This window comes from Nocardia brasiliensis (genome assembly GCF_011801125.1).
In the GTDB taxonomy this organism is placed as follows: Bacteria; Actinomycetota; Actinomycetes; order Mycobacteriales; family Mycobacteriaceae; genus Nocardia; species Nocardia brasiliensis_C.
Window position 1 is genome coordinate 532,033 of the sequence record NZ_CP046171.1, and the last position, 18,836, is coordinate 550,868.

Sequence of the window (18,836 nt, forward strand, 5' to 3'; positions counted from 1 at the left end):
CGGGCACGTGTGAAAGACGCCACTGATATATGAGCGTGGCACAATCGACCTGGAGTTTCTTGGCTCTGTTTGTCAACTGGAACGAGCAATTTTGTGTCTGAAGTACAAAATGGCGGGCATGTGACCAGCGCATCATCGGGGCGGGCCGCGGCGGACCTCGAGGTGGTCCGCGACTGGCTCGCCGAATACGTCTACGAGACGATGCGTGCCGAGACGCTCGAACAGATCGTGACGCGCCTCGACAGCGCGATCGTCGCGCGGGTGCCCGAGCTCGCCGACCGGGACATGCGCCGTGACCTGGCCGCGAGCACGCGCGCGCACGCCAGGCTCATGCTCAGCGGAATCACCAGTGACACCTACGAATTCACGGTGCCGGAGGAGGCGCACGCGTTCGCCAGGACGATCGCGCGGCGCGGCTTCGAACTGCGCGTGCTGTTGCGGACCTACCACGTCGGGATGGAGGGCGTGCTCGACTACATGGCCGACGCGATCGATCAGCGGGAGACGCCGCAGGAGATCGAGCGCGCGGTGCTGTTGCGGATCTTCGAGCGCTCGACGAAATGGGTCAGCACCTCGGTCGAACTGCTCACCGAGACCTACATGGAGGAGCGGGAGCGGGTCATGCGGGCCGCGCTCAACCGGCGCACCGAGACGATCCGCGCGCTGCTCGCCGGCGCCGAGCTGGACGCCGAGCAGGCCTCGGTCCGGCTCGGTTACCGGCTCGGGCAGTGGCACGTGGCCTTCGTGCTGTGGACCGACGAGGGCGAATCAGGCAGCGGGGACGGCGAAGCCATCGGGGTGCTGGAGCGGGTCGCCGCCCGGATCGCGGCGGGTATCGGCAGCAGTCGGGTGCTCACGGTGGCCTCCGGCGCCAGCGGCATGTGGGCCTGGGCCGGGCTCGACGAGGCGCCGAATTCCGAGGGGGGACAGGCTAATCGAGGTGCGACGGGGGAGCCCGGTGGGTTCGAGCGGAGTGCGGCCGCACTGGTCGAGGCGCCCGTGCGGGTGGCGTTCGGCGTCCCGGCGGGACAGCTCGCCGGATTCCGGCAGAGTCATCGTGAGGCGGTGGCCGCCCGGCAGGTCGCCGAGCGCGGCCCGGCCCGCGGCGAACGCGTCATCGGCTATCGCGACGTGGAGATCGCGTATCTGGCCGGTGTCGACGAGACGGCCATGCGCGGACTGATCGCCAGGGAATTGCGGTCGCTGTCCGGCACGGACGCGAACGCGGCACGGCTGCGCGAGACGCTGCACGCCTACCTGAAGAGTCATCGCAGCCCGGAGGCCACGGCGAAACTGCTCGGAGTACACAAGAACACGGTGCGCTACCGGATCCAGCGGATCGAGGAACTGCTCGGTCATCCGATCGAACAGCGCAGTTCGGCGCTGGAACTGGCCTTGGACTGCGTGGCCGCCTACGGCACGGCCGCCCTGCCTACCGGATGATCACTCGGCCGCGTCGCCCGCGGCCACCCGCCGCAGCGGCGGCTCGGTCGGCGCGAGCGCGGGGCGATCGGGTAGGTCGGCAAGCAGCTGCGTGGTTGCCGCGGCGATGGCAGTGACGGCCTTGTCGACAGCTGCCTTGGTGGTGGTGCTCAGGCCGGACACACCACCGACCGTGCGCACGTACTGCAGTGCGGCAGCATAGATTTCCTGCTCGGTAGCGGCAGGCTCCAAGCCACGGAGGAGGGTGATGTTGCTACTCATGCGAGCACAGTAGCTCTCTGGCCCGGTATGCGGCAGGGCAAGAAAGTCCTCGGCCGAAATTCGAACGCGGGCAATTGGGCCGCGGCGAACCACACCACGCCGCAGGCACGGCCAATAGACTCGGGCTCATGCCTGCCCGCGGTGTACCCACGTTGACGACCTTCCCGTACGACGAACTGGATCAGCGCGAAGAGGACCATTGGTCCGGCGCGGCGGTCGCCGACGACGAATTACGAGCGCTCGCGCTCGGCGCGTTCTACTCGGCCCGCTGGGACGCCTTCCACGACGCGCTGCTGCTCGGCCCGGAGCGCGAGCATCCGCTCGGCGACCGCAGAGAGCTGGCCATCGACACGCTCACCGGCGCCTGGGGCATCACCGACGGCACCGAGGCGCAGGCCTCCATGGAGCAGCTGCTCGACGGGATGCACGCGCCGCTGTACGCGCTGGTCCACCCGCTGGTGATGGCCTCGATCAACGCCAGCGAGCGCGACCGCTTCGGCGAGCGGGCCGATCGGCACCGCGCCTTCCTGCGGCAGGTCGGGTCCTTCCGCGGCATGGACAACCCCGAGGCGCTGGTGCGCGACTACGACATCTGGTCGCAGGCGATCAAGATCGGGTTCACCGATCATCTCGCGCGCCCGCTGCCCAGCGATATCCACGCCTGGGATCTGGCCAGGGTGGTCGCGGTCGCGCGGATGGCCTTCACCGCAGGCTACCTCGACGCGGATCTGGCCTGGGACTATCTCGCGCGGGCGCTGCCCATCGCCCAGGCCAAATACCGCAACTGGCGCCAATTCGGCGACGCCTACCTGACCGGCTGGACCTACTGGCAGGCCTGCGAGGACCTGGCGGAACTGAAGAACGGCGGGGTCGACCGGCGGATGGAACTGCTGCGGCTGTGGATGCGTCCGACCAGCCCGTGGCGGCGCATCAGCCTGACCCCGACACCCGTCGCGCAACCCTGACCGGCGGACCCCCGGTCGCTACCCGCCGTCGGGTAGCGACCGGAGGATGCCGCGGCCGTAACGCTGGAACTGCGCGTCGTCCACCATGCCGAGCGAGTGCCGCTCGACCAGCAGTTCCCACTCCGAATACAGCTGTGCCACACCGGGATCGGCCGGGCCGGCGGCGCCGTCGGCGGAATCGCGGCGCACCGCGAAATTCACCGCGAGCGTGACGCGCTCGGTGTCGGCCCGGTCCGCGCCGGTGAAACGTAGCGTGACGTTGCCGTCGTGCACTTCCATGCCCGCCTCGCCGCGCGGCGCGCCGATCTCGCCCGCCGCGGCCGGCGTGCCATCGGTGTTACGTGCCCACAGCACCGCGGGAATCGGCAACTCGTGCGCGTAGCGGTTGCTCGCGCCGATCGAGATGAACAGCAGCCGTCCGGTCGTGGCGGCGAGCAGGCCGGGGCCGTTGCCCGCGGGCGGGTGCGCCACCGCGATGGCGGTCTCGAGTACGTATTCGTCCGGCGTGACGTAGCGGTGCAGCGCGGCGATGGCCGCCTTCGCCTCGCGATGCGGCGCCATCCTGCGCACCGCGCGCTCCACATCCGCCCGGGTCGGCCCGGACTTGCCCCAGGTGGGCGCGGGCGGATTGAGGTCGGGCGCGGCGACATCGATGCGCTGCGTGGCCAGGATCTGGCCGTTGATCCGGTCCACGATCTCGCTCGCCGCGGGCACGTCGTGCTCGGCGATGAGCACCGGTAGCGGCGTACGGTCCGCGGGCACCCCGGTCAGCACCGGTGTCGGATATCTCAGGTAGATCTCGATGACCACCGCGTCGTCGGCGCGCCGATTCAACCGGACCTTGAGCAGGTCCGAAACCGGTACGTCGAGTACCCGCTCACCATCGGATCCCGGACGCAGGACGATCAATCTTCCGCGTCCGTGACGGAGAATCGCCGTGGGTGTCCGTAGTTCGACTATGTCCATACCCCCTGCGCTCTTGTTGTGTCGTCGCTCACGATAGGCCGAACATGCCATGATTGTGACCACTTGGAGTAACACAGCCGGGGGACTTCGGGAACCACCGACGTCCCTTCGCCGTTTACCTCTTTAACTGCACCTGCAGCCGAACTGCGCGATGTATCGACTAGACCGTACGCGGTAACGTGGCATGTCCGCATCCGAACCCTCCCGGAGCCGGACGCGCCCGACGCATCGCTTGCACGAACCGGAGACACCGGAAAGGACTGGCCGGCCGGCCGACGCTCTATGAACCGCAAGACAGTGTTTCGCACCCTGGCCATAGTCTCGGGCATTCTGCTCGTGATCTATGCGTTCAGCTACTTCGGCAATGACACGCGCGGCTGGAAGAACGTCGACACATCCGTCGCTTTGAGCCAGCTGACCGACAAGAACAACGTCGAGAACGTCCAGATCGATGACCGCGAGCAGCAGCTGCGGATCGAGCTGAAGAACGGCAACGACGCGACCGGTGGGCAGAACAAGATCATTGCGAAGTACCCCGGCGGCAGCCAGACCGCCAGCCAGGTCTTCGACGCCGTGAAGGCCTCCGGCGCGCCCTACAACACCGTGGTCAAGCAGGAGAGCTGGCTCACCCAGATCCTGCTGTTCGTGCTGCCGATGATCATCCTGCTCGGTCTGTTCATCTTCGTGATGGCGCGCATGCAGGGCGGCGGTCGCGGCGGCATGATGGGCTTCGGCAAGTCGAAGGCTAAACAGCTGTCCAAGGACATGCCCAAGACCACGTTCGCGGACGTGGCCGGTGCCGACGAGGCGGTCGAAGAGCTCTACGAGATCAAGGACTTCCTGCAGAATCCGGTGCGCTACCAGGCGCTCGGCGCGAAGATCCCCAAGGGCGTGCTGCTGTACGGCCCGCCCGGCACCGGTAAGACGCTGCTCGCGCGTGCCGTCGCCGGTGAGGCGGGCGTGCCGTTCTTCACCATCTCCGGTTCGGACTTCGTCGAGATGTTCGTCGGTGTCGGCGCCTCCCGCGTGCGCGACCTGTTCGAGCAGGCCAAGCAGAACAGCCCCTGCATCATCTTCGTCGACGAGATCGACGCGGTCGGCCGCCAGCGCGGCGCCGGCCTCGGCGGCGGTCACGATGAACGTGAGCAGACCCTGAACCAGCTGCTCGTCGAGATGGACGGCTTCGGCGACCGCACCGGCGTCATCCTGATCGCCGCGACCAACCGGCCCGACATCCTGGACCCGGCGCTGCTGCGTCCCGGCCGTTTCGACCGGCAGATCCCGGTCGGCAACCCCGACCTGGCCGGTCGGCGCGCGATTCTGCGGGTGCACTCGCAGGGCAAGCCGATCTCGCCCGACGCCGACCTCGACGGCCTGGCCAAGCGCACGGTCGGCATGTCCGGCGCCGACCTGGCCAACGTCATCAACGAGGCCGCGCTGCTCACCGCGCGCGAGAACGGTGCCGTCATCACGGGCGAATCGCTCGAGGAGTCGGTGGACCGGGTGGTCGGCGGTCCGCGCCGCAAGAGCCGGATCATCAGCGAGCACGAGAAGAAGATCACCGCGTACCACGAGGGCGGGCACACCCTGGCCGCCTGGGCGATGCCCGACATCGAGCCCGTCTACAAGGTGACCATCCTGGCTCGCGGCCGCACCGGCGGACACGCCATGACGGTGCCCGAGGACGACAAGGGTCTGATGACCCGTTCGGAGATGATCGCCCGCCTGGTGATGGCGATGGGCGGCCGCGCGGCCGAGGAACTGGTGTTCCACGAGCCGACCACCGGCGCCTCCTCCGACATCGACCAGGCCACCAAGATCGCCCGCGCGATGGTCACCGAGTACGGCATGAGCGCGCGCCTCGGCGCGGTGCGCTACGGCCAGGAGGCGGGCGATCCGTTCCTCGGCCGTTCGATGGGCCAGAGCTCGGACTACTCGCACGAGGTCGCCGGCGCCATCGACGAAGAGGTGCGCAACCTGATCGAGGCCGCGCACACCGAGGCGTGGGCCATCCTCAACGAGTACCGCGACGTGCTCGACGTGCTGGCGACGGCGCTGCTCGAGCGGGAGACCCTGCACCGCAAGGAACTCGAGACGCTGCTGGCCACCGTGGAGAAGCGGCCGAGGATCACCGCGTTCAACGACTTCGGTGACCGCGTTCCGTCCAACAAGCCGCCGGTGAAGACCCCGGGCGAGCTGGCCATCGAGCGTGGCGAGCCGTGGCCGCCGCCGGAGCAGGTGCCCGCGCCGCTGCCCGCGGGCGCGGCCAGGGAAGGCCAGCCCGCCAACGGTTATCCGGAGGAGGGCGGCTACAACGCCCAGCCGCAGTACGGTGGCTACCCGGCACCGCCCGCGACCGGATACCCGCTGCCGCAGGCGCCCGCCCCGGGCTACCCGCAGCGCGGTGGCACGCACGGCTCACGTCCGGACTACGGCGCCCCGGCCGGTTGGTCGGCGCCCGGTTGGCCGCCGCGCGACGAGCAGCAGCCCGGCCAGCCGAGCGGCTGGACCGAACAGCCGCAGCGCGGTGGTCACCAGCAGTGGGCGCCCCAGGGCGGCCCGCAGGACGGCTACGACCGGCGCGGTAACTACGGCGAACGCCCCGGCTACGACGAGCAGGGCCGCCCGAACCAGAACGGTGAGGGCGAGAGCAACGAGTGGGATGGACCGAACGGTCGGCACTGACCCACGGGCGGCATCGCCCGGCCACCCGGCCGGGCGAGCTGTCGTCTCCGGGCCTGTCGCGCTCGTCGAGAGCGGTGCCGATTAGGCTCGATCACCGGGGTGCCGAATGATTGCCGGCATCCGAGATTTTGGAGGTGTCCTCGATTGTCGGCCAACAATCACCTCGGCGGTCCCGCGCTCGCCGGTGCGGACGGCACGGCCGGAAACGGGTCGGCCAACGGTGTGACCGGGGCCGAGCTGGTCGCGCTCGAGACAGGTAAACCGTTCGATCAGGCCAGAGCCGAGGCCGCGGTCCGGGAGTTGCTGATCGCCGTCGGCGAGGACCCCGATCGGCCGGGACTGCTCGACACTCCCGCCCGGGTCGCGCGCGCCTATCGCGAGATGTTCGCCGGACTCTACGTCGAGCCGGACGCGGTACTGAACACCACGTTCGACGAGGGGCATCAGGAGCTGGTGCTGGTTCGTGACATCCCCATGTACTCCACCTGTGAACATCACCTGGTCTCGTTCCACGGCGTCGCGCACGTCGGCTACATCCCCGGCAAGCACGGCCGGGTGACCGGCCTGTCCAAGCTCGCCAGGGTGGTCGACCTGTATGCCAAGCGGCCGCAGGTCCAGGAGCGACTGACCAGCCAGATCGCCGACGCCGTCATGCGCAAGCTGGACCCGCGCGGCGCGATCGTGGTGGTCGAGGCCGAGCATCTATGCATGGCGATGCGCGGGATCCGCAAGCCCGGCGCGAGCACCACCACCTCCGCGGTGCGCGGTCTGCTCCAGTCGAGTCCGTCGTCGCGTGCCGAGGCACTCGACCTCATCCTGCGGAAGTGAGCGACACCCGGATGATCGCGCGCGAGGGTCGGCGCCGCGGGGCGGTGCGCATCGCGACGTCGTGTCCGCGCCGCGGGGCGGCGTCATGAATTTCGCGCGCGACGGTCGCCGCTGCGTGGTGATGGGCGTCGTCAACGTCACCAGCGACTCGTTCTCCGACGGCGGGCGCTATCTGGATCCCGAGCTCGCGATCGCGCACGGCGTCGAGCTGTACGCGGCGGGCGCGGACATCATCGACGTCGGCGGCGAATCGACCCGGCCCGGCGCGATCCGGGTCGACCCGGAAACCGAAGCGGCGCGGGTGGTTCCGGTGATCCGCGGCCTGGTCGCCGCGGGCGTGCCGACCAGCGTCGACACCATGCGTGCCGGGGTGGCCGAGGCCGCGCTGGCCGCCGGTGTCTCGGTGGTGAACGACGTGTCCGGCGGTCGCGCCGACCCCGGCATGGTGAAAGTCGTTGCCGCGGCTGAGGTTCCGTGGATTCTCATGCACTGGCGCGCGGGCGCCGACTACCGGCACACCGGCCCGGCCGATCACTACGACGACGTGGTCGCCGAGGTGCGCGCCGAACTGCACGGCCAGGTCGAGCTCGCGGTCGCGGCGGGGGTCGACCCGGCCCGGCTGATCCTCGACCCCGGCCTCGGCTTCGCCAAGAACGCCGAGCACAACTGGGCCCTGCTCGCCGCGCTCCCGGAGCTGGTCGACGCCGGTCTGCCGGTGCTGATCGGCGCCTCGCGCAAGCGCTTCCTCGGCGCGCTGCTCGCCGATGCCTCGGGCCCGCGCCCGCCGGACGGCCGCGAGAGCGCCACGGCGACCATCTCGGCGCTGGCCGCCCTGCACGGGGCCTGGGGGGTGCGCGTGCACGACGTGCGCGCCTCGCTGGACGCCATCACCGTCACCGACGCCTGGCAGCGCGCGGCCGCGGCACGCGCGCACGGACCGAGCTCGCTAGGAGCGCAGCGATGAGTGGAACCCGGACCGGTGCCGAGCGTTCGGCGGCCCAGCAGGACATCTCGATCGGGCGCGGTGCGCACCGGATCGAACTGCGCGGCCTGCGCGCGTTCGGCTACCACGGCGTGTTCGAGCACGAGCGGCGCGACGGCCAGGAGTTCGTCGTCGACCTGACCGTGTGGCTGGATTTCGCGCGTGCCGTCGCCACCGACGACATCGCCGACACCGTGCACTACGGCGAACTGGCCGACAATGCCGTGCGCATCATCGAGGGTCCGCCCCGCAACCTCATCGAGACCGTGGTGTCCGAGATCGCCGATGACGTGATGACCGACCCGCGGGTCACCGCGGTCGAGGCGGTGGTGCACAAGCCGTCCGCGCCCATTGCGCACACCTTCGCCGACGTCCGGGTCGTCGCCACCCGGTACCGCGAGGAGCGGCGGGAATGAGCCGCGCCGTGCTGTCCATCGGTTCGAATCTGGGCGACCGGCTCGCCCACCTGCGCAGCGTGGTGCACGGCTTCGGGGATCGGGTCGTCGCGGTGTCGCCGGTCTACTCCACCGCGCCGTGGGGCGGCGTCGAGCAGGACGACTATCTCAATGCCGTTGTCGTGGTCGAGGATCCGGAGCTGGACTGTTCGGACTGGCTGCACCGTGGACAGGCGCTCGAGCAGGCGGCCGAGCGGGTCCGTGAGGTGCGGTGGGGGCCGCGGACCCTCGATGTCGATGTGGTCTGGTGCGCCGAGCGCCGCGGTGCCGAGCTGGTGCCGTGTTCGAGTGCCGACCCGGTGCTCACGCTGCCGCACCCGCAGGCGCACCGGCGCGCCTTTGTTCTGATGCCCTGGCTGGCGCTGGAACCGGCCGCCGCGCTCGAGGTGGACGGCACCACCAGAGCGGTCGCCGATCTACTCGCCGCGCTGCCCGCCGCCGACCGTGCGGGCGTGCACCGGACCGAGTTCGACCTGACCGCCGAGGGACCGGTCAGATGAAGCTGAAGCCGACGCGCGTCCTGGACCTGGTGGCGAACGTGGTGATCGCCGCGATCGTCGCGTGGATCGCGACGCGGATGGCCTACAACAGTTTTCCGCCGATCTCGATCTTCGCGGGCGCCTCGCTGTACCCGGTCGCCGCGATCGAGGCGGTGCTGGCGTTCGTGATCCGATCCAGGGTCAGCGCCAACGATCTCGGCAACGGCAGGAATCAGCTGCATCCGATCACCGCCGCCCGCGCGGTCGCGCTGGCCAAGGCCTCGTTGCAGGTGGGGTCGATCGCGGCTGGCGTGTGGCTCGGCTTCCTCTGCTGGGTCTTCCCGCAGCGCGGCACCCTCGGCGCGGCCGCCGCGGACAGCCCGGGCGCGATCGTCGGGATGCTGGCGGGGGTGGCTTTGGTTGCTGCGGCCCTGTGGCTTGAGTATTGCTGCCGGGCTCCCGAGGACCCGACCGACGATCCCGCAACTACTTAGCAAATATTATTGGCGGAATCACCGCGGCAGACTGTGGGCGCGGCGAGACGATCAAGCTACCCTGGCGTGCATGGTTTCACCCTCCCGTACCAGCACTTCCCGTCGCCGGCGGGAAGACGCGGGAAAATTGTTCATCGGCGTGTTGATCCTTCTCGGGCTGGTTGCCAGCGTTTTCCTGATCTTCAGTAACAGCCTGCAATATGTAAGGATCGGTCTGGTCGCGGCCCTGTGGGCGGCCGTCATCGGCGCGTTGGCCGCGACGAAGTACCGCAAGGAAGCCACGATCGACAAGGCCAAGGTGCGCGATCTGCAGACGGTCTACGAATTGCAGCTCGAGCGCGAGGTCACCGCGCGCCGCGAATTCGAACTCGGCCTCGAGGCCCGAGTGCGCGAGGAAGTCGGGGCGGACGCCGCCGAATTGGCCGCGCTGCGCGCCGAACTCACCGTGCTCCGGCAGAGCCTGCAGCGGCTTTTCGACGGTGATCTGCTGGTAGATCGTCCGGCGTTGCGGGCCGACGCCACCAGGATCCAGGAGCTGACCAGCGCGGTCGGCGACCCGGCGAACAATAGCTCCACGAATGCCGGCGTCTGGTCCTACGGTCCCGACCAGCAACCGCGCAGCAGCGTGACACCGGTGTTCACCCCCGATCATCCCGAGGCGCCCGCCTTCGCCAGTCCCTTCGACGATCCGGTCACCGCGGAGACCTCCGTGGTCTCCTACGACGACGAGAGCGACGCCGAGATCACCGACATCGACCACGGCGACCAGGATTCGGCACCCGCATCGTCCGGCTGGGGCCAGGATTCGGCGGCCGCATCGTCCGGCTGGGCCGACGCCTTCACCGAGGGCCCCGTCATCCAGCCCACCCCCGAACCCGACCCCGAGCCGGCCCCCGAGTCCAAGCCAACCCCGACCCCATGGCCGATCGCGTCTACACCGTCGACTCGCCCCTCCGCCTGGCCCACCACGTCCCCCTCCCCGGCAGGCACCGCCAGCTCCCGCCGACGCCGCCGCGCCGACCCCGACACCGACTCCGGCACCCCCGAACGCCGCCTCTCCGTCGCGGAAATCATGGCCAACCTCCAATCGGAGGAACAAAGCCGCGAAACCCACTAGCACCAGCCAGCCCCGCCCGCGAGCAAGTCGACTCCCCGCCGCGCCACAACGAAGTGAGCCGCCCCCACCCTGCCTAGCATCCGTACGGCAGAAATACGCCTGCGATCAATCCCCGCCCACGCGCGCAATGCTCACCAGGCGTCCGCCCCACAACGGCACACCCGTTCGCGGCCGCTTGTGTCTCACCGGTTGAAGCGCATGCGTCGAAGGTGCCATGACTCGGCCCCATGCCACCGGCGTCCATGAACTTTGCCGCCGACTTTCCCGCATAACGCCCCCGAGACGGAGCGAGTCTTACGAGCGACTCGGTTCGCGGCCGTCTCGTGGCTCAGCTGTCGAAGCGCATGCGCCGCAGGCGCGAGTCTCGACAGCTGAGCCACGAGACAAAAGGGGCCGCGAACCACGCCGCGCCCGCGCGGCCAACAACACTGCGTCGAACATCACTGGCTGGGGGCGTGGCGTCGGGAAACCCGGGGCCGATATTCTCGATGGCGAAACGTCCGGTACCCGCTCGGCGGGACTGGAACGACATCGAGAGGACAACGTTGACCTCGAGAAGCGTTAATTCTGACGGCGCGCCTTCGAGTTATGACCCTGCTCCCGCGCGTCTCACGGTAGGCATTGTTTCGGCGGGCCGGGTCGGCTCGGCGTTGGGTGTCGCGTTGGAGCGGGCCGGGCATGTGGTGTTCGGTGCCTGCGCTATTTCCGATGCTTCGGTGCATCGGGCGCGTACCCGGCTGCCGGATTCGGAGATTCTGCCGGTCGAGGATGTAGCCAAACGCAGCGAGTTGTTGCTGCTCGCGGTGCCCGATACCGAGTTGGCGGGTTTGGTGCGCGGTTTGGCCTCGGCGCGCGCGGTGCGGCCGGGCACGATTGTGGCGCATACCTCGGGTGCGAACGGGATCGCCGTGCTCGCTCCGCTGACGGACTCGGGTGCGCTGCCGCTGGCGATTCATCCCGCGATGACCTTCACCGGCCACGACGAGGACATTTCCCGGCTCGGCAATGCCTGTTTCGGTATCACGGCCGCTGATGAGATCGGCTATGCGATCGCGCAGGCGCTGGTGATCGAGATGGGCGGGGAGCCGGTGCGGGTGCCCGAGGAGCACCGCGCGCTGTATCACGCCGCGCTCGCGCACGGCAGTAATCACCTGGTCACGGTGATCGTGGACGCGGTGGCCGCGTTGCGGGTCGCGCTGTCCGGGCCGGGTCTGCTCGGGCAGCAGGTGGTCGACGATCAGCCGAACGGGCTGGCCGAGCGGTTGCTGGCCCCGTTGGCGTCGGCCGCGTTGGACAACGCGTTGCGCCGCGGCCAGTCCGCGTTGACCGGTCCGGTCGCGCGGGGCGACGCCGCGGCGGTGGCCGCGCATTTGCGCGCGCTGGAAGCCGTCGATCCGCGCTTGGCCGAGGGCTATCGCGCGTTGTCGCTGCGCACCGCCGAACGCGCAGGTACGAATCCCGCTGTCATCGAGCTGCTGAAGGGGCGCTGATGTTCGATCCGAAATTACGTGGCGCCTTCAAGCCGGGCGAGCTGACCGTGCACCACGATCCCGCCGTGATCACCCAGGTGTGCAACGCGCTGCGCGGGGTCGGCCGCACCGTCGCGCTGGTGCCGACGATGGGCGCGCTGCACGAGGGCCATCTGGAGATCGTGCGCCAGGCCAAGAAGACCAATCAGGTCGTGATCGTCTCGATCTTCGTCAATCCGCTGCAGTTCGGCGCGAACGAGGACCTGGACAAATACCCGCGCACCTTGGACGCCGATGTGGCGCTGTTGCGCGCCGAGGGTGTCGAGTTGGTGTTCGCGCCGAGCGTGTCCGACATGTATCCGGACGGCCCGCGCACCACCGTGCAGCCGGGGCCGATCGGCGCGGAGCTCGAAGGCGCCAGCAGGCCAACGCATTTCGCGGGCATGCTGACCGTGGTCGCGAAGTTGCTGCAGATCGCCAGGCCGACCGAGGTGTATTTCGGCGAGAAGGACTATCAGCAGTTGACGCTGATCCGCCAGCTGGTCCGGGACTTGAATTTCGACGTCCGGATCAAGCCGGTGGTGACCGTGCGCGAGCCGGACGGCCTGGCCATGTCCTCGCGGAACCGCTTTCTCGATGCGGCACAACGGGAATCGGCGCTGGCGCTGTCGGCCGCGCTGGCGGCGGGCAAGCATGCGGGCGGTCTCGGCGCCGATGCGGTGCTCGCCGCGGCCCGTCAGGTGCTCGACGCCGCGTCCGGCATCGAGGTCGACTATCTCGAATTGCGTTCGGCCAACCTGGAATCCGCCCCAGCGACCGGCAACGCCCGGCTGCTCGTCGCCGCCAGGGTCGGCCGGACCCGGCTGATCGACAATGTCGCCGTCACCCTCGGTGCCCCGATCGACGGCCACCCCAACGTTTCCGATACCCGCACCTCCCAGCCCGCCTGAGCCGCACCAACGAAAGGGCGACGCCATGCTGCGCACCATGATGAAGTCGAAGATCCACCGCGCCACGGTGACCCACGCCGACCTGCACTACGTCGGTTCGGTCACGGTCGACCAGGACCTGCTCGATGCCGCCGATCTGCTCGAGGGCGAGCAGGTCTGCATCGTCGACATCAATAACGGCGCCCGCCTGGAGACCTATGTCATCGCGGGTGAACGCGGTTCCGGCGTGATCGGAATCAACGGCGCCGCCGCCCATCTGGTGCACCCGGGCGATCTGGTCATTCTGATCGCCTATGGCCAGATGAATGAACAGGAAATCGCGGAATACGATCCGAAGGTCGTTTTCGTGGACGAGCGTAATCGTCAGGTCGAACTCGGTTCGGATCCCGCGCACGCGCCCGCGGGTTCGGGGCTGACCTCGCCGCGCTCGCTGTCCTTCGCCGGCTGAGCAACCGGCGGGCATCCGATGCTGCTGACGATCGACGTCCGCAATACCCATATTGTGCTCGGGCTTTTCTCGGGCAGCGGTGCGCATTCGAAACTGGTGCGGCACTGGCGGATCCACACCAATCCGTTACTGAGCGCCGATGAATTCGCCATGCAGGTGCGTGGCCTGGTCGGCGCGCAGCTGGACGAGGTGGTCGGAGTTTCCGCGCTGTCCACGGTGCCGCCGGTGCTGCGGGAACTACGCACGATGCTGACCCAGTATTGGGCGCACGTGCCGCACGTGCTGGTGGAACCCGGTGTGCGCACGGGTATTCCGCTGCTGGTGGACAACCCGAAAGAGGTGGGCGCGGACCGGATCGTGAACTGCCTGGCCGCCTATCAGCATTATTCGTCGCCGACGATCGTCGTCGATTTCGGCGCGGCCATCTGTGTCGATCTGGTCTCCGGTAAAGGTGAGTTCCTGGGCGGCATCATCGCGCCCGGCGTGGAGATTTCGATGGAGGCCGTTGTCGAGCGCACCGCTATGCGCCGGGTCGAGCTGGCCAGGCCGCGTTCGGTGGTCGGTAAGAACAGCATGGAATGCATGCAGTCCGCGGCGGTGTTCGGATTCGCCGGGATGGTCGACGGACTGGTGGACCGGATTCGCGACGAGTTCGAGGCCTTCGCAGGCGATGATGTGGCGGTGGTGGCGACCGGCCCGACCGCGCCGTTGATCGTTCCGGAATCGGAGACCATCGAAGATCACGACCCCTATCTCACGCTGACCGGCTTGCGCCTCGTATACGAGCGCAACCAACGCCGCAAGGGTGTGGGCTGAGTTTCGTGGTGTCGGGTTCGTCGCACCGACGCGGGCTTGGCGCGCCCGCGTCCGGTGCTGATACACTCACCGCTGTGTATTTCCGCGTGCGCACTCAGGAGTGTTGTCGAGGCTGACCTGGCCTCGACCGATCGAGGCTGACCACCCGCCCTCGACCGTTCACAACTCCTGGAGATTCGCTCATGCGTTCTTCTGTTCTTTCCCTTTCCTCCGCACGTGACGACTTTTCGGCTACCCCGCCGCTTGATCGTGCCGTGGCTTCCGCATTACCCACGCGCCTTCGTCCCGCCGACCTGTTGCGGTTGACCGACGAAGGCGCCGAAGACGTGCTGGCCGGTCGATACGACCACCTGTTGCCCGCCAATGGCGTCTGGCCTGCCGAGGAACGCTGGGCGGCCCGGCTGCTCGCCGATGACGAGGTCGATGTCTGGCTGATCAGCTGGACGCCGGGGAAATCCACCGAACTGCACGATCACGCCGGCTCGCTCGGCGCGTTGACCGTGCTCAGTGGCGCGCTTTCGGAATATCGCTGGAACGGCACCGAACTGCGCCGCCGCATTCTCACCGCGGGCGATCAGGCGTCGTTTCCGATCGGCTGGGTGCACGACGTGATGCGTGCCCCCGCCCAATCCGTGACCAGTGCCGCGGGAACCGCTGCGGCGGATCCCGCACTGCTCGAACCGACGCTCAGCGTGCACGCGTATTCACCGCCGCTCACCGCCATGTCCTATTACGAGGTCACCGGCCACGGCACCCTGCGGCGCTCCAGAACCGTTCTCACCGACCAGCCCGAAGGTGACATGTAATGGAACATTTGACTATCGATCAGATGCTCGAGCACGCCCGGGCGCAACTGACCCGGATCTATGCCTTCGAATTGCCGAAGGCGCTCGCCCGTGGCGCGATTCTGGTCGACATCAGGCCGCAGGCGCAGCGGGTGCGCGAGGGCGCCTTGCCCGGTGCGCTGGTGATCGAGCGGAATGTGCTGGAATGGCGGCTCGATCCGTCCAGTTCCGCGCGACTGGCATTGGCCACGGAGCACGAGATCGAATGGATCATCGTCTGCTCGGAGGGCTATACCTCGAGTCTTGCCGCGGCATCGCTACAGCAACTCGGGCTGCGCAGGGCCACCGACCTGGTCGGCGGTTTCCACGCGCTGAAGGCGGCGGGGCTGTTGCACATCGGAATGCGCGCGCCGCACTTCGCCCGCGAGGTCGCCGCGCTGGCCTCGCTGTAATTGCCAGTTATCCCTTCCAGCTCGAAAGATCCGGGCGGCCAAGGACTTTGGCTGCTCGCTGCAAACCGACGGCTATTTCGGGCGACGCGGTACCAGGCAAATCCGGCGGGCGAATCGGGCGGATCCGATAGCGTGGCGCGCGGTCGCGGCGCGGGTAGGCGGCCGGGGACTCGCGCGCCGCTCGTATCGTATCCGGCGGCGGGCGGGCGGCGCGCGAAAGGATTTCCGATGCACGCTAGGGTTGTTGGATGTGAGCACTGCCAACACTTCCCCCTCCAGCGATCCCGCATCGGATTCGCGGCCCGCCGCGGCGCCCGACGCCGACGACGCCCCCGAGCAGATCCGGATTCGTAAGGAGAAGCGGGAGCGGTTGCTCGCCGCGGGTGGTGACGCGTATCCCGTGGTGGTACCGCGCACGCATACCCTCGCCGAAATTCGCGCGGCATATCCCGATCTCGCCCCCGACACCCAGACCGGGCTGCAGGCCGGTGTCGCCGGACGCGTCATATTCATGCGAAATACCGGCAAACTGTGTTTTGCGACGCTGCAGGAGGGCGACGGCACCAAGCTGCAGGCGATGATCAGCCTCAACGGTGTCGGCGCCGACGCGCTCGCGGCCTGGAAGGCCGACGTCGACCTCGGTGACTTCGTTTTCGTGCACGGCGAGGTGATCTCCTCGCGAACCGGTGAATTGAGCGTCATGGCCGATTCCTGGTTCATGGCGGCCAAGGCGCTGCGGCCGTTGCCGGTGGCGCACAAGGAGATGAACGAGGAGTCGCGGGTCCGGCAGCGCTATGTCGACCTGATCGTGCGTCCCGAGGCCAGGGAAATGGCGCGTACCAGGATCGCGGTGGTGCGGGCGCTGCGTAACGCGCTGGAGCGCCGCGGTTTCCTCGAGGTGGAGACGCCGATGCTGCAGACGCTGCACGGCGGCGCGGCCGCGCGCCCGTTCGTCACCCATTCCAATGCGCTCGATATCGATCTCTACCTGCGTATCGCGCCGGAACTGTTCCTGAAGCGCTGCGTGGTCGGCGGGCTCGAGCAGGTCTTCGAGATCAACCGGAACTTCCGTAACGAGGGTTCGGACTCCACGCATTCCCCCGAGTTCGCGATGCTGGAAACGTACCAGGCGTACGGAACCTACGACGACTCCGCGCGGATGACCCGGGAATTGGTGCAGGAAGTCGCCCAGGAGGTGTTCGGCACCCAGGTGGTGACACTGGCCGACGGCACGGAATACGACCTGCGCGGTGAGTGGGCGACGGTCGAGATGTACCCGTCTCTCTCAGACGCCCTCGGCGTCTCCGTGACACCGGAAACGTCGATAGCCGAATTGCGCGCGCTTGCCGATCGGGTCGGTCTGGAAATTCCCGAGGACAAGGGCTATGGGCACGGCAAACTTGTCGAGGAACTGTGGGAACACCAGTACGGCGACAAGCTGTACGCGCCGACTTTCGTGCGTGACTTCCCGGTGGAGACATCACCGCTCACCAGGCAGCATCGATCCACCGCCGGTGTCACGGAGAAGTGGGATCTGTATGTCCGTGGCTTCGAGTTGGCTACTGGCTATTCGGAGTTGGTCGATCCGGTGATCCAGCGCGAGCGCTTCGTGGATCAAGCCAGGTTGGCCGCGCAAGGCGACGATGAGGCCATGGCGTTGGACGAGGACTTCCTTGCCGCGATGGAGCACGGGATGCCGCCGACGACCGGTACCGGTATGGGAATCGATCGACTCTTGATGGCGTTGACGGGTCTCGGAATCCGGGAAACAATACTGTTCCCAATTGTGCGACCGGTCACTCGCTGACGGGCTGATTGCAAAATCTCGGCCTCGTCTTGGAAATTTGGGAATTCGAGGTATTCTTGCCTCGGGTAATCGGCCTAGTATGCGGGTCGCACGATTTCGAGAGGACGTTCATCTCATGGCAAAGAAGGTCACCGTTAGCCTGATCGACGATGTCGATGGTGAGTCCATCGCGGACGAGACCATCGAGTTCGCGATCGACGGTGTGTCGTACGAGATCGACCTGTCCGCGGCAAATGCCGCGAAGCTGCGCGACGGGCTGGAGGAGTGGGTTTCGAGCGCTCGCCGGGTGAGTGGCAGGCGCCGGGTCAAGGCCGCCACCACCGCGACGGGCGCCCCGAAGAGCCGGGTCTCGATCGACCGGGAACAAAGCGCGGCAATTCGTGAATGGGCACGTCGGAATGGGCACAAGGTGTCCGCGCGGGGCCGTATCTCCGCCGACATCACCGACGCGTACAACAAGGCCGCCAAGGGTTAGTTTCGTATTTTTCACACCGCCGCCCCCGCGAATCGTGCGACGTCGGGGCGGCGGTCTTGTATTTAGCGGTTGCGGCCCGTCGCTCGTTCATAGGCAGTGGATATTGCCGCACCGCGGGGGACACGCTGTCCCACGCGGCGCGCGGCGCGATCTTGCTCGTAGTTCCAGGACGCGGCACCATGGATATCGTGCAACGGTCACTGGCGGTAGGGAGAGGCGAGGTATCGGCGCAGTGACTGGATTCGTCGGATCATTTTTGCGTTTCCAAGACGACACGGGCCGCCAGCAGGAGTTCATGCTGACCCCCGAGCGCGAACGCGTCACGATCGGCCGCTCCCCGCAGGCCGACCTGGCCCTGTCCTGGGACGCGGAGGTGTCCCGGTTGCACGCCGCGATCGAATATCTCGGCGCCCAGTGGACCATCGTGGACGACGGCCTTTCGCGCAACGGCACTTTCGTCAACGGCGACCGACTGGTCGGCAGGCGCAGGCTGATGGCGGGCGACGTGATCCGGGTCGGCACCTCCCGGGTGTCGTTCCACGATTTCGGCGGTGTCGCCGACGACATCACCCGGACCTCGACCGGTTCCACCCCGACCACCAGTCAGCTCACCGATACCCAGCGCTCGGTGCTGATCGCACTGTGCCGGCCCTACAAGAACGGCGCCGCCTTCGCCACGCCCGCCTCGAATCAGCAGATCGCCGAGGAGCTGTTCCTCAGCGTCGACGCGATCAAGACCCATCTGCGGGTGCTGTTCGGCAAATTCGGGGTGGAAGACCTGCCGCAGAACGCGAAGCGGGTCCGCCTGGCGTTTCTGGCGATTCAGAGCGGTCTGATCTCCGACCGCGACCTGTGAGCCTCCCGTAGACGATTGATTGGTCAGCCGAGCGTCTCGACCATGGAAAGCCCTTGACGAACCGGCTTGACTGAAAACCATGAACCGAGGCGATGAGGGCGTC

20 protein-coding genes are annotated in these 18,836 nt (G+C 67.9%); 18 read left to right on the plus strand and 2 right to left on the minus strand.

Features of this window, described 5'->3' with window-relative positions:
* The first annotated feature begins 120 nt into the window (after positions 1-120).
* Positions 121-1,443, plus strand: coding sequence for a PucR family transcriptional regulator (locus tag F5X71_RS02450; RefSeq protein ID WP_238815689.1), 1,323 nt, complete (start codon positions 121-123; stop codon positions 1,441-1,443).
* On the opposite strand, the gene F5X71_RS02455 is transcribed toward F5X71_RS02450, so the two are convergent.
* Positions 1,444-1,704, minus strand: a complete 261-nt coding sequence (locus tag F5X71_RS02455; protein ID WP_167460468.1) for a DUF2277 domain-containing protein — start codon at positions 1,702-1,704, stop codon at positions 1,444-1,446.
* A 128-nt stretch (positions 1,705-1,832) separates the two neighbouring features.
* On the opposite strand from F5X71_RS02455, the gene F5X71_RS02460 reads away from it, so the two are divergent.
* Positions 1,833-2,669, plus strand: coding sequence for a DUF1266 domain-containing protein (locus tag F5X71_RS02460; RefSeq protein ID WP_167460469.1), 837 nt, complete (start codon positions 1,833-1,835; stop codon positions 2,667-2,669).
* Between the two features lie 18 nt (positions 2,670-2,687).
* On the opposite strand, the gene F5X71_RS02465 is transcribed toward F5X71_RS02460, so the two are convergent.
* Positions 2,688-3,578, minus strand: a complete 891-nt coding sequence (locus tag F5X71_RS02465; protein ID WP_238815690.1) for a hypothetical protein — start codon at positions 3,576-3,578, stop codon at positions 2,688-2,690.
* A gap of 339 nt (positions 3,579-3,917) precedes the next feature.
* On the opposite strand from F5X71_RS02465, the gene ftsH reads away from it, so the two are divergent.
* From ftsH to F5X71_RS02545, 16 genes are all read left to right on the plus strand, one after another.
* Positions 3,918-6,320 (plus strand): ATP-dependent zinc metalloprotease FtsH, encoded by a 2,403-nt coding sequence (gene ftsH, locus F5X71_RS02470; RefSeq protein WP_167460471.1) that lies wholly within the window; start codon positions 3,918-3,920, stop codon positions 6,318-6,320.
* 222 nt (positions 6,321-6,542) lie between these two features.
* Complete coding sequence (gene folE / locus F5X71_RS02475) at positions 6,543-7,148, plus strand: GTP cyclohydrolase I FolE (RefSeq protein WP_174817213.1); 606 nt, start codon at positions 6,543-6,545, stop codon at positions 7,146-7,148.
* 85 nt (positions 7,149-7,233) lie between these two features.
* Positions 7,234-8,112 (plus strand): dihydropteroate synthase, encoded by an 879-nt coding sequence (gene folP / locus F5X71_RS02480; RefSeq protein WP_167460473.1) that lies wholly within the window; start codon positions 7,234-7,236, stop codon positions 8,110-8,112.
* Positions 8,109-8,546 carry a dihydroneopterin aldolase gene (folB, locus tag F5X71_RS02485; protein WP_167460474.1) on the plus strand — a complete coding sequence of 146 codons (438 nt, stop codon included), beginning with the start codon at positions 8,109-8,111 and terminating at the stop codon, positions 8,544-8,546. Before folP ends, folB begins: the two co-directional genes overlap by 4 nt.
* Positions 8,543-9,085, plus strand: a complete 543-nt coding sequence (folK, locus tag F5X71_RS02490) for a 2-amino-4-hydroxy-6-hydroxymethyldihydropteridine diphosphokinase (RefSeq protein ID WP_167460475.1) — start codon at positions 8,543-8,545, stop codon at positions 9,083-9,085. Before folB ends, folK begins: the two co-directional genes overlap by 4 nt.
* A complete protein-coding gene (locus tag F5X71_RS02495) occupies positions 9,082-9,558 on the plus strand; it encodes a DUF3180 domain-containing protein (protein ID WP_167460476.1) in 477 nt (158 codons plus the stop codon). The genes folK and F5X71_RS02495 overlap by 4 nt, the downstream gene beginning before the upstream one ends.
* A 70-nt stretch (positions 9,559-9,628) precedes the next feature.
* Positions 9,629-10,675, plus strand: coding sequence for a DUF6779 domain-containing protein (locus F5X71_RS02500; protein WP_194250751.1), 1,047 nt, complete (start codon positions 9,629-9,631; stop codon positions 10,673-10,675).
* Positions 10,676-11,220: 545 nt separating this feature from the next.
* Positions 11,221-12,165 carry a Rossmann-like and DUF2520 domain-containing protein gene (locus F5X71_RS02505; protein WP_167460477.1) on the plus strand — a complete coding sequence of 315 codons (945 nt, stop codon included), beginning with the start codon at positions 11,221-11,223 and terminating at the stop codon, positions 12,163-12,165.
* Complete coding sequence (panC, locus tag F5X71_RS02510) at positions 12,165-13,094, plus strand: pantoate--beta-alanine ligase (RefSeq protein ID WP_167460478.1); 930 nt, start codon at positions 12,165-12,167, stop codon at positions 13,092-13,094. The genes F5X71_RS02505 and panC overlap by 1 nt, the downstream gene beginning before the upstream one ends.
* A 25-nt stretch (positions 13,095-13,119) precedes the next feature.
* Positions 13,120-13,542, plus strand: coding sequence for an aspartate 1-decarboxylase (gene panD, locus F5X71_RS02515; RefSeq protein ID WP_167460479.1), 423 nt, complete (start codon positions 13,120-13,122; stop codon positions 13,540-13,542).
* A gap of 18 nt (positions 13,543-13,560) precedes the next feature.
* Entirely contained in the window at positions 13,561-14,358 is a 798-nt protein-coding gene (locus F5X71_RS02520) for a type III pantothenate kinase (protein WP_167460480.1), read from the plus strand.
* 182 nt (positions 14,359-14,540) lie between these two features.
* The gene (locus F5X71_RS02525) at positions 14,541-15,164 is read left to right on the plus strand and encodes a cysteine dioxygenase (protein WP_167460481.1); all 624 of its coding nucleotides are present in this window, start codon (positions 14,541-14,543) and stop codon (positions 15,162-15,164) included.
* A gap of 8 nt (positions 15,165-15,172) precedes the next feature.
* Positions 15,173-15,595 (plus strand): rhodanese-like domain-containing protein, encoded by a 423-nt coding sequence (locus F5X71_RS02530; RefSeq protein WP_167466153.1) that lies wholly within the window; start codon positions 15,173-15,175, stop codon positions 15,593-15,595.
* A gap of 340 nt (positions 15,596-15,935) precedes the next feature.
* On the plus strand, positions 15,936-17,402 hold the full coding sequence (gene lysS / locus F5X71_RS02535) for a lysine--tRNA ligase (RefSeq protein ID WP_167466155.1): 1,467 nt from the start codon (positions 15,936-15,938) through the stop codon (positions 17,400-17,402).
* A 115-nt stretch (positions 17,403-17,517) separates the two neighbouring features.
* Positions 17,518-17,877, plus strand: a complete 360-nt coding sequence (locus F5X71_RS02540) for a histone-like nucleoid-structuring protein Lsr2 (RefSeq protein WP_167460482.1) — start codon at positions 17,518-17,520, stop codon at positions 17,875-17,877.
* A gap of 295 nt (positions 17,878-18,172) precedes the next feature.
* Positions 18,173-18,733, plus strand: coding sequence for an FHA domain-containing protein (locus tag F5X71_RS02545; protein ID WP_238815962.1), 561 nt, complete (start codon positions 18,173-18,175; stop codon positions 18,731-18,733).
* The last annotated feature ends 103 nt before the right edge of the window (positions 18,734-18,836 follow it).

Coding starts and splice junctions, on each gene's coding strand:
- F5X71_RS02495 (WP_167460476.1), top strand. CDS start 9,082: ATGAAGCTGAAGCCGACGCGCGTCCTGGACCTGGTGGCGAACGTGGTG.
- F5X71_RS02455 (WP_167460468.1), bottom strand. CDS start 1,704: ATGAGTAGCAACATCACCCTCCTCCGTGGCTTGGAGCCTGCCGCTACC.
- folB (WP_167460474.1), top strand. CDS start 8,109: ATGAGTGGAACCCGGACCGGTGCCGAGCGTTCGGCGGCCCAGCAGGAC.
- F5X71_RS02545 (WP_238815962.1), top strand. CDS start 18,173: ATGCTGACCCCCGAGCGCGAACGCGTCACGATCGGCCGCTCCCCGCAG.
- folK (WP_167460475.1), top strand. CDS start 8,543: ATGAGCCGCGCCGTGCTGTCCATCGGTTCGAATCTGGGCGACCGGCTC.
- F5X71_RS02500 (WP_194250751.1), top strand. CDS start 9,629: ATGGTTTCACCCTCCCGTACCAGCACTTCCCGTCGCCGGCGGGAAGAC.
- ftsH (WP_167460471.1), top strand. CDS start 3,918: ATGAACCGCAAGACAGTGTTTCGCACCCTGGCCATAGTCTCGGGCATT.
- F5X71_RS02540 (WP_167460482.1), top strand. CDS start 17,518: ATGGCAAAGAAGGTCACCGTTAGCCTGATCGACGATGTCGATGGTGAG.
- panC (WP_167460478.1), top strand. CDS start 12,165: ATGTTCGATCCGAAATTACGTGGCGCCTTCAAGCCGGGCGAGCTGACC.
- F5X71_RS02460 (WP_167460469.1), top strand. CDS start 1,833: ATGCCTGCCCGCGGTGTACCCACGTTGACGACCTTCCCGTACGACGAA.
- F5X71_RS02520 (WP_167460480.1), top strand. CDS start 13,561: ATGCTGCTGACGATCGACGTCCGCAATACCCATATTGTGCTCGGGCTT.
- F5X71_RS02525 (WP_167460481.1), top strand. CDS start 14,541: ATGCGTTCTTCTGTTCTTTCCCTTTCCTCCGCACGTGACGACTTTTCG.
- folP (WP_167460473.1), top strand. CDS start 7,234: ATGAATTTCGCGCGCGACGGTCGCCGCTGCGTGGTGATGGGCGTCGTC.
- panD (WP_167460479.1), top strand. CDS start 13,120: ATGCTGCGCACCATGATGAAGTCGAAGATCCACCGCGCCACGGTGACC.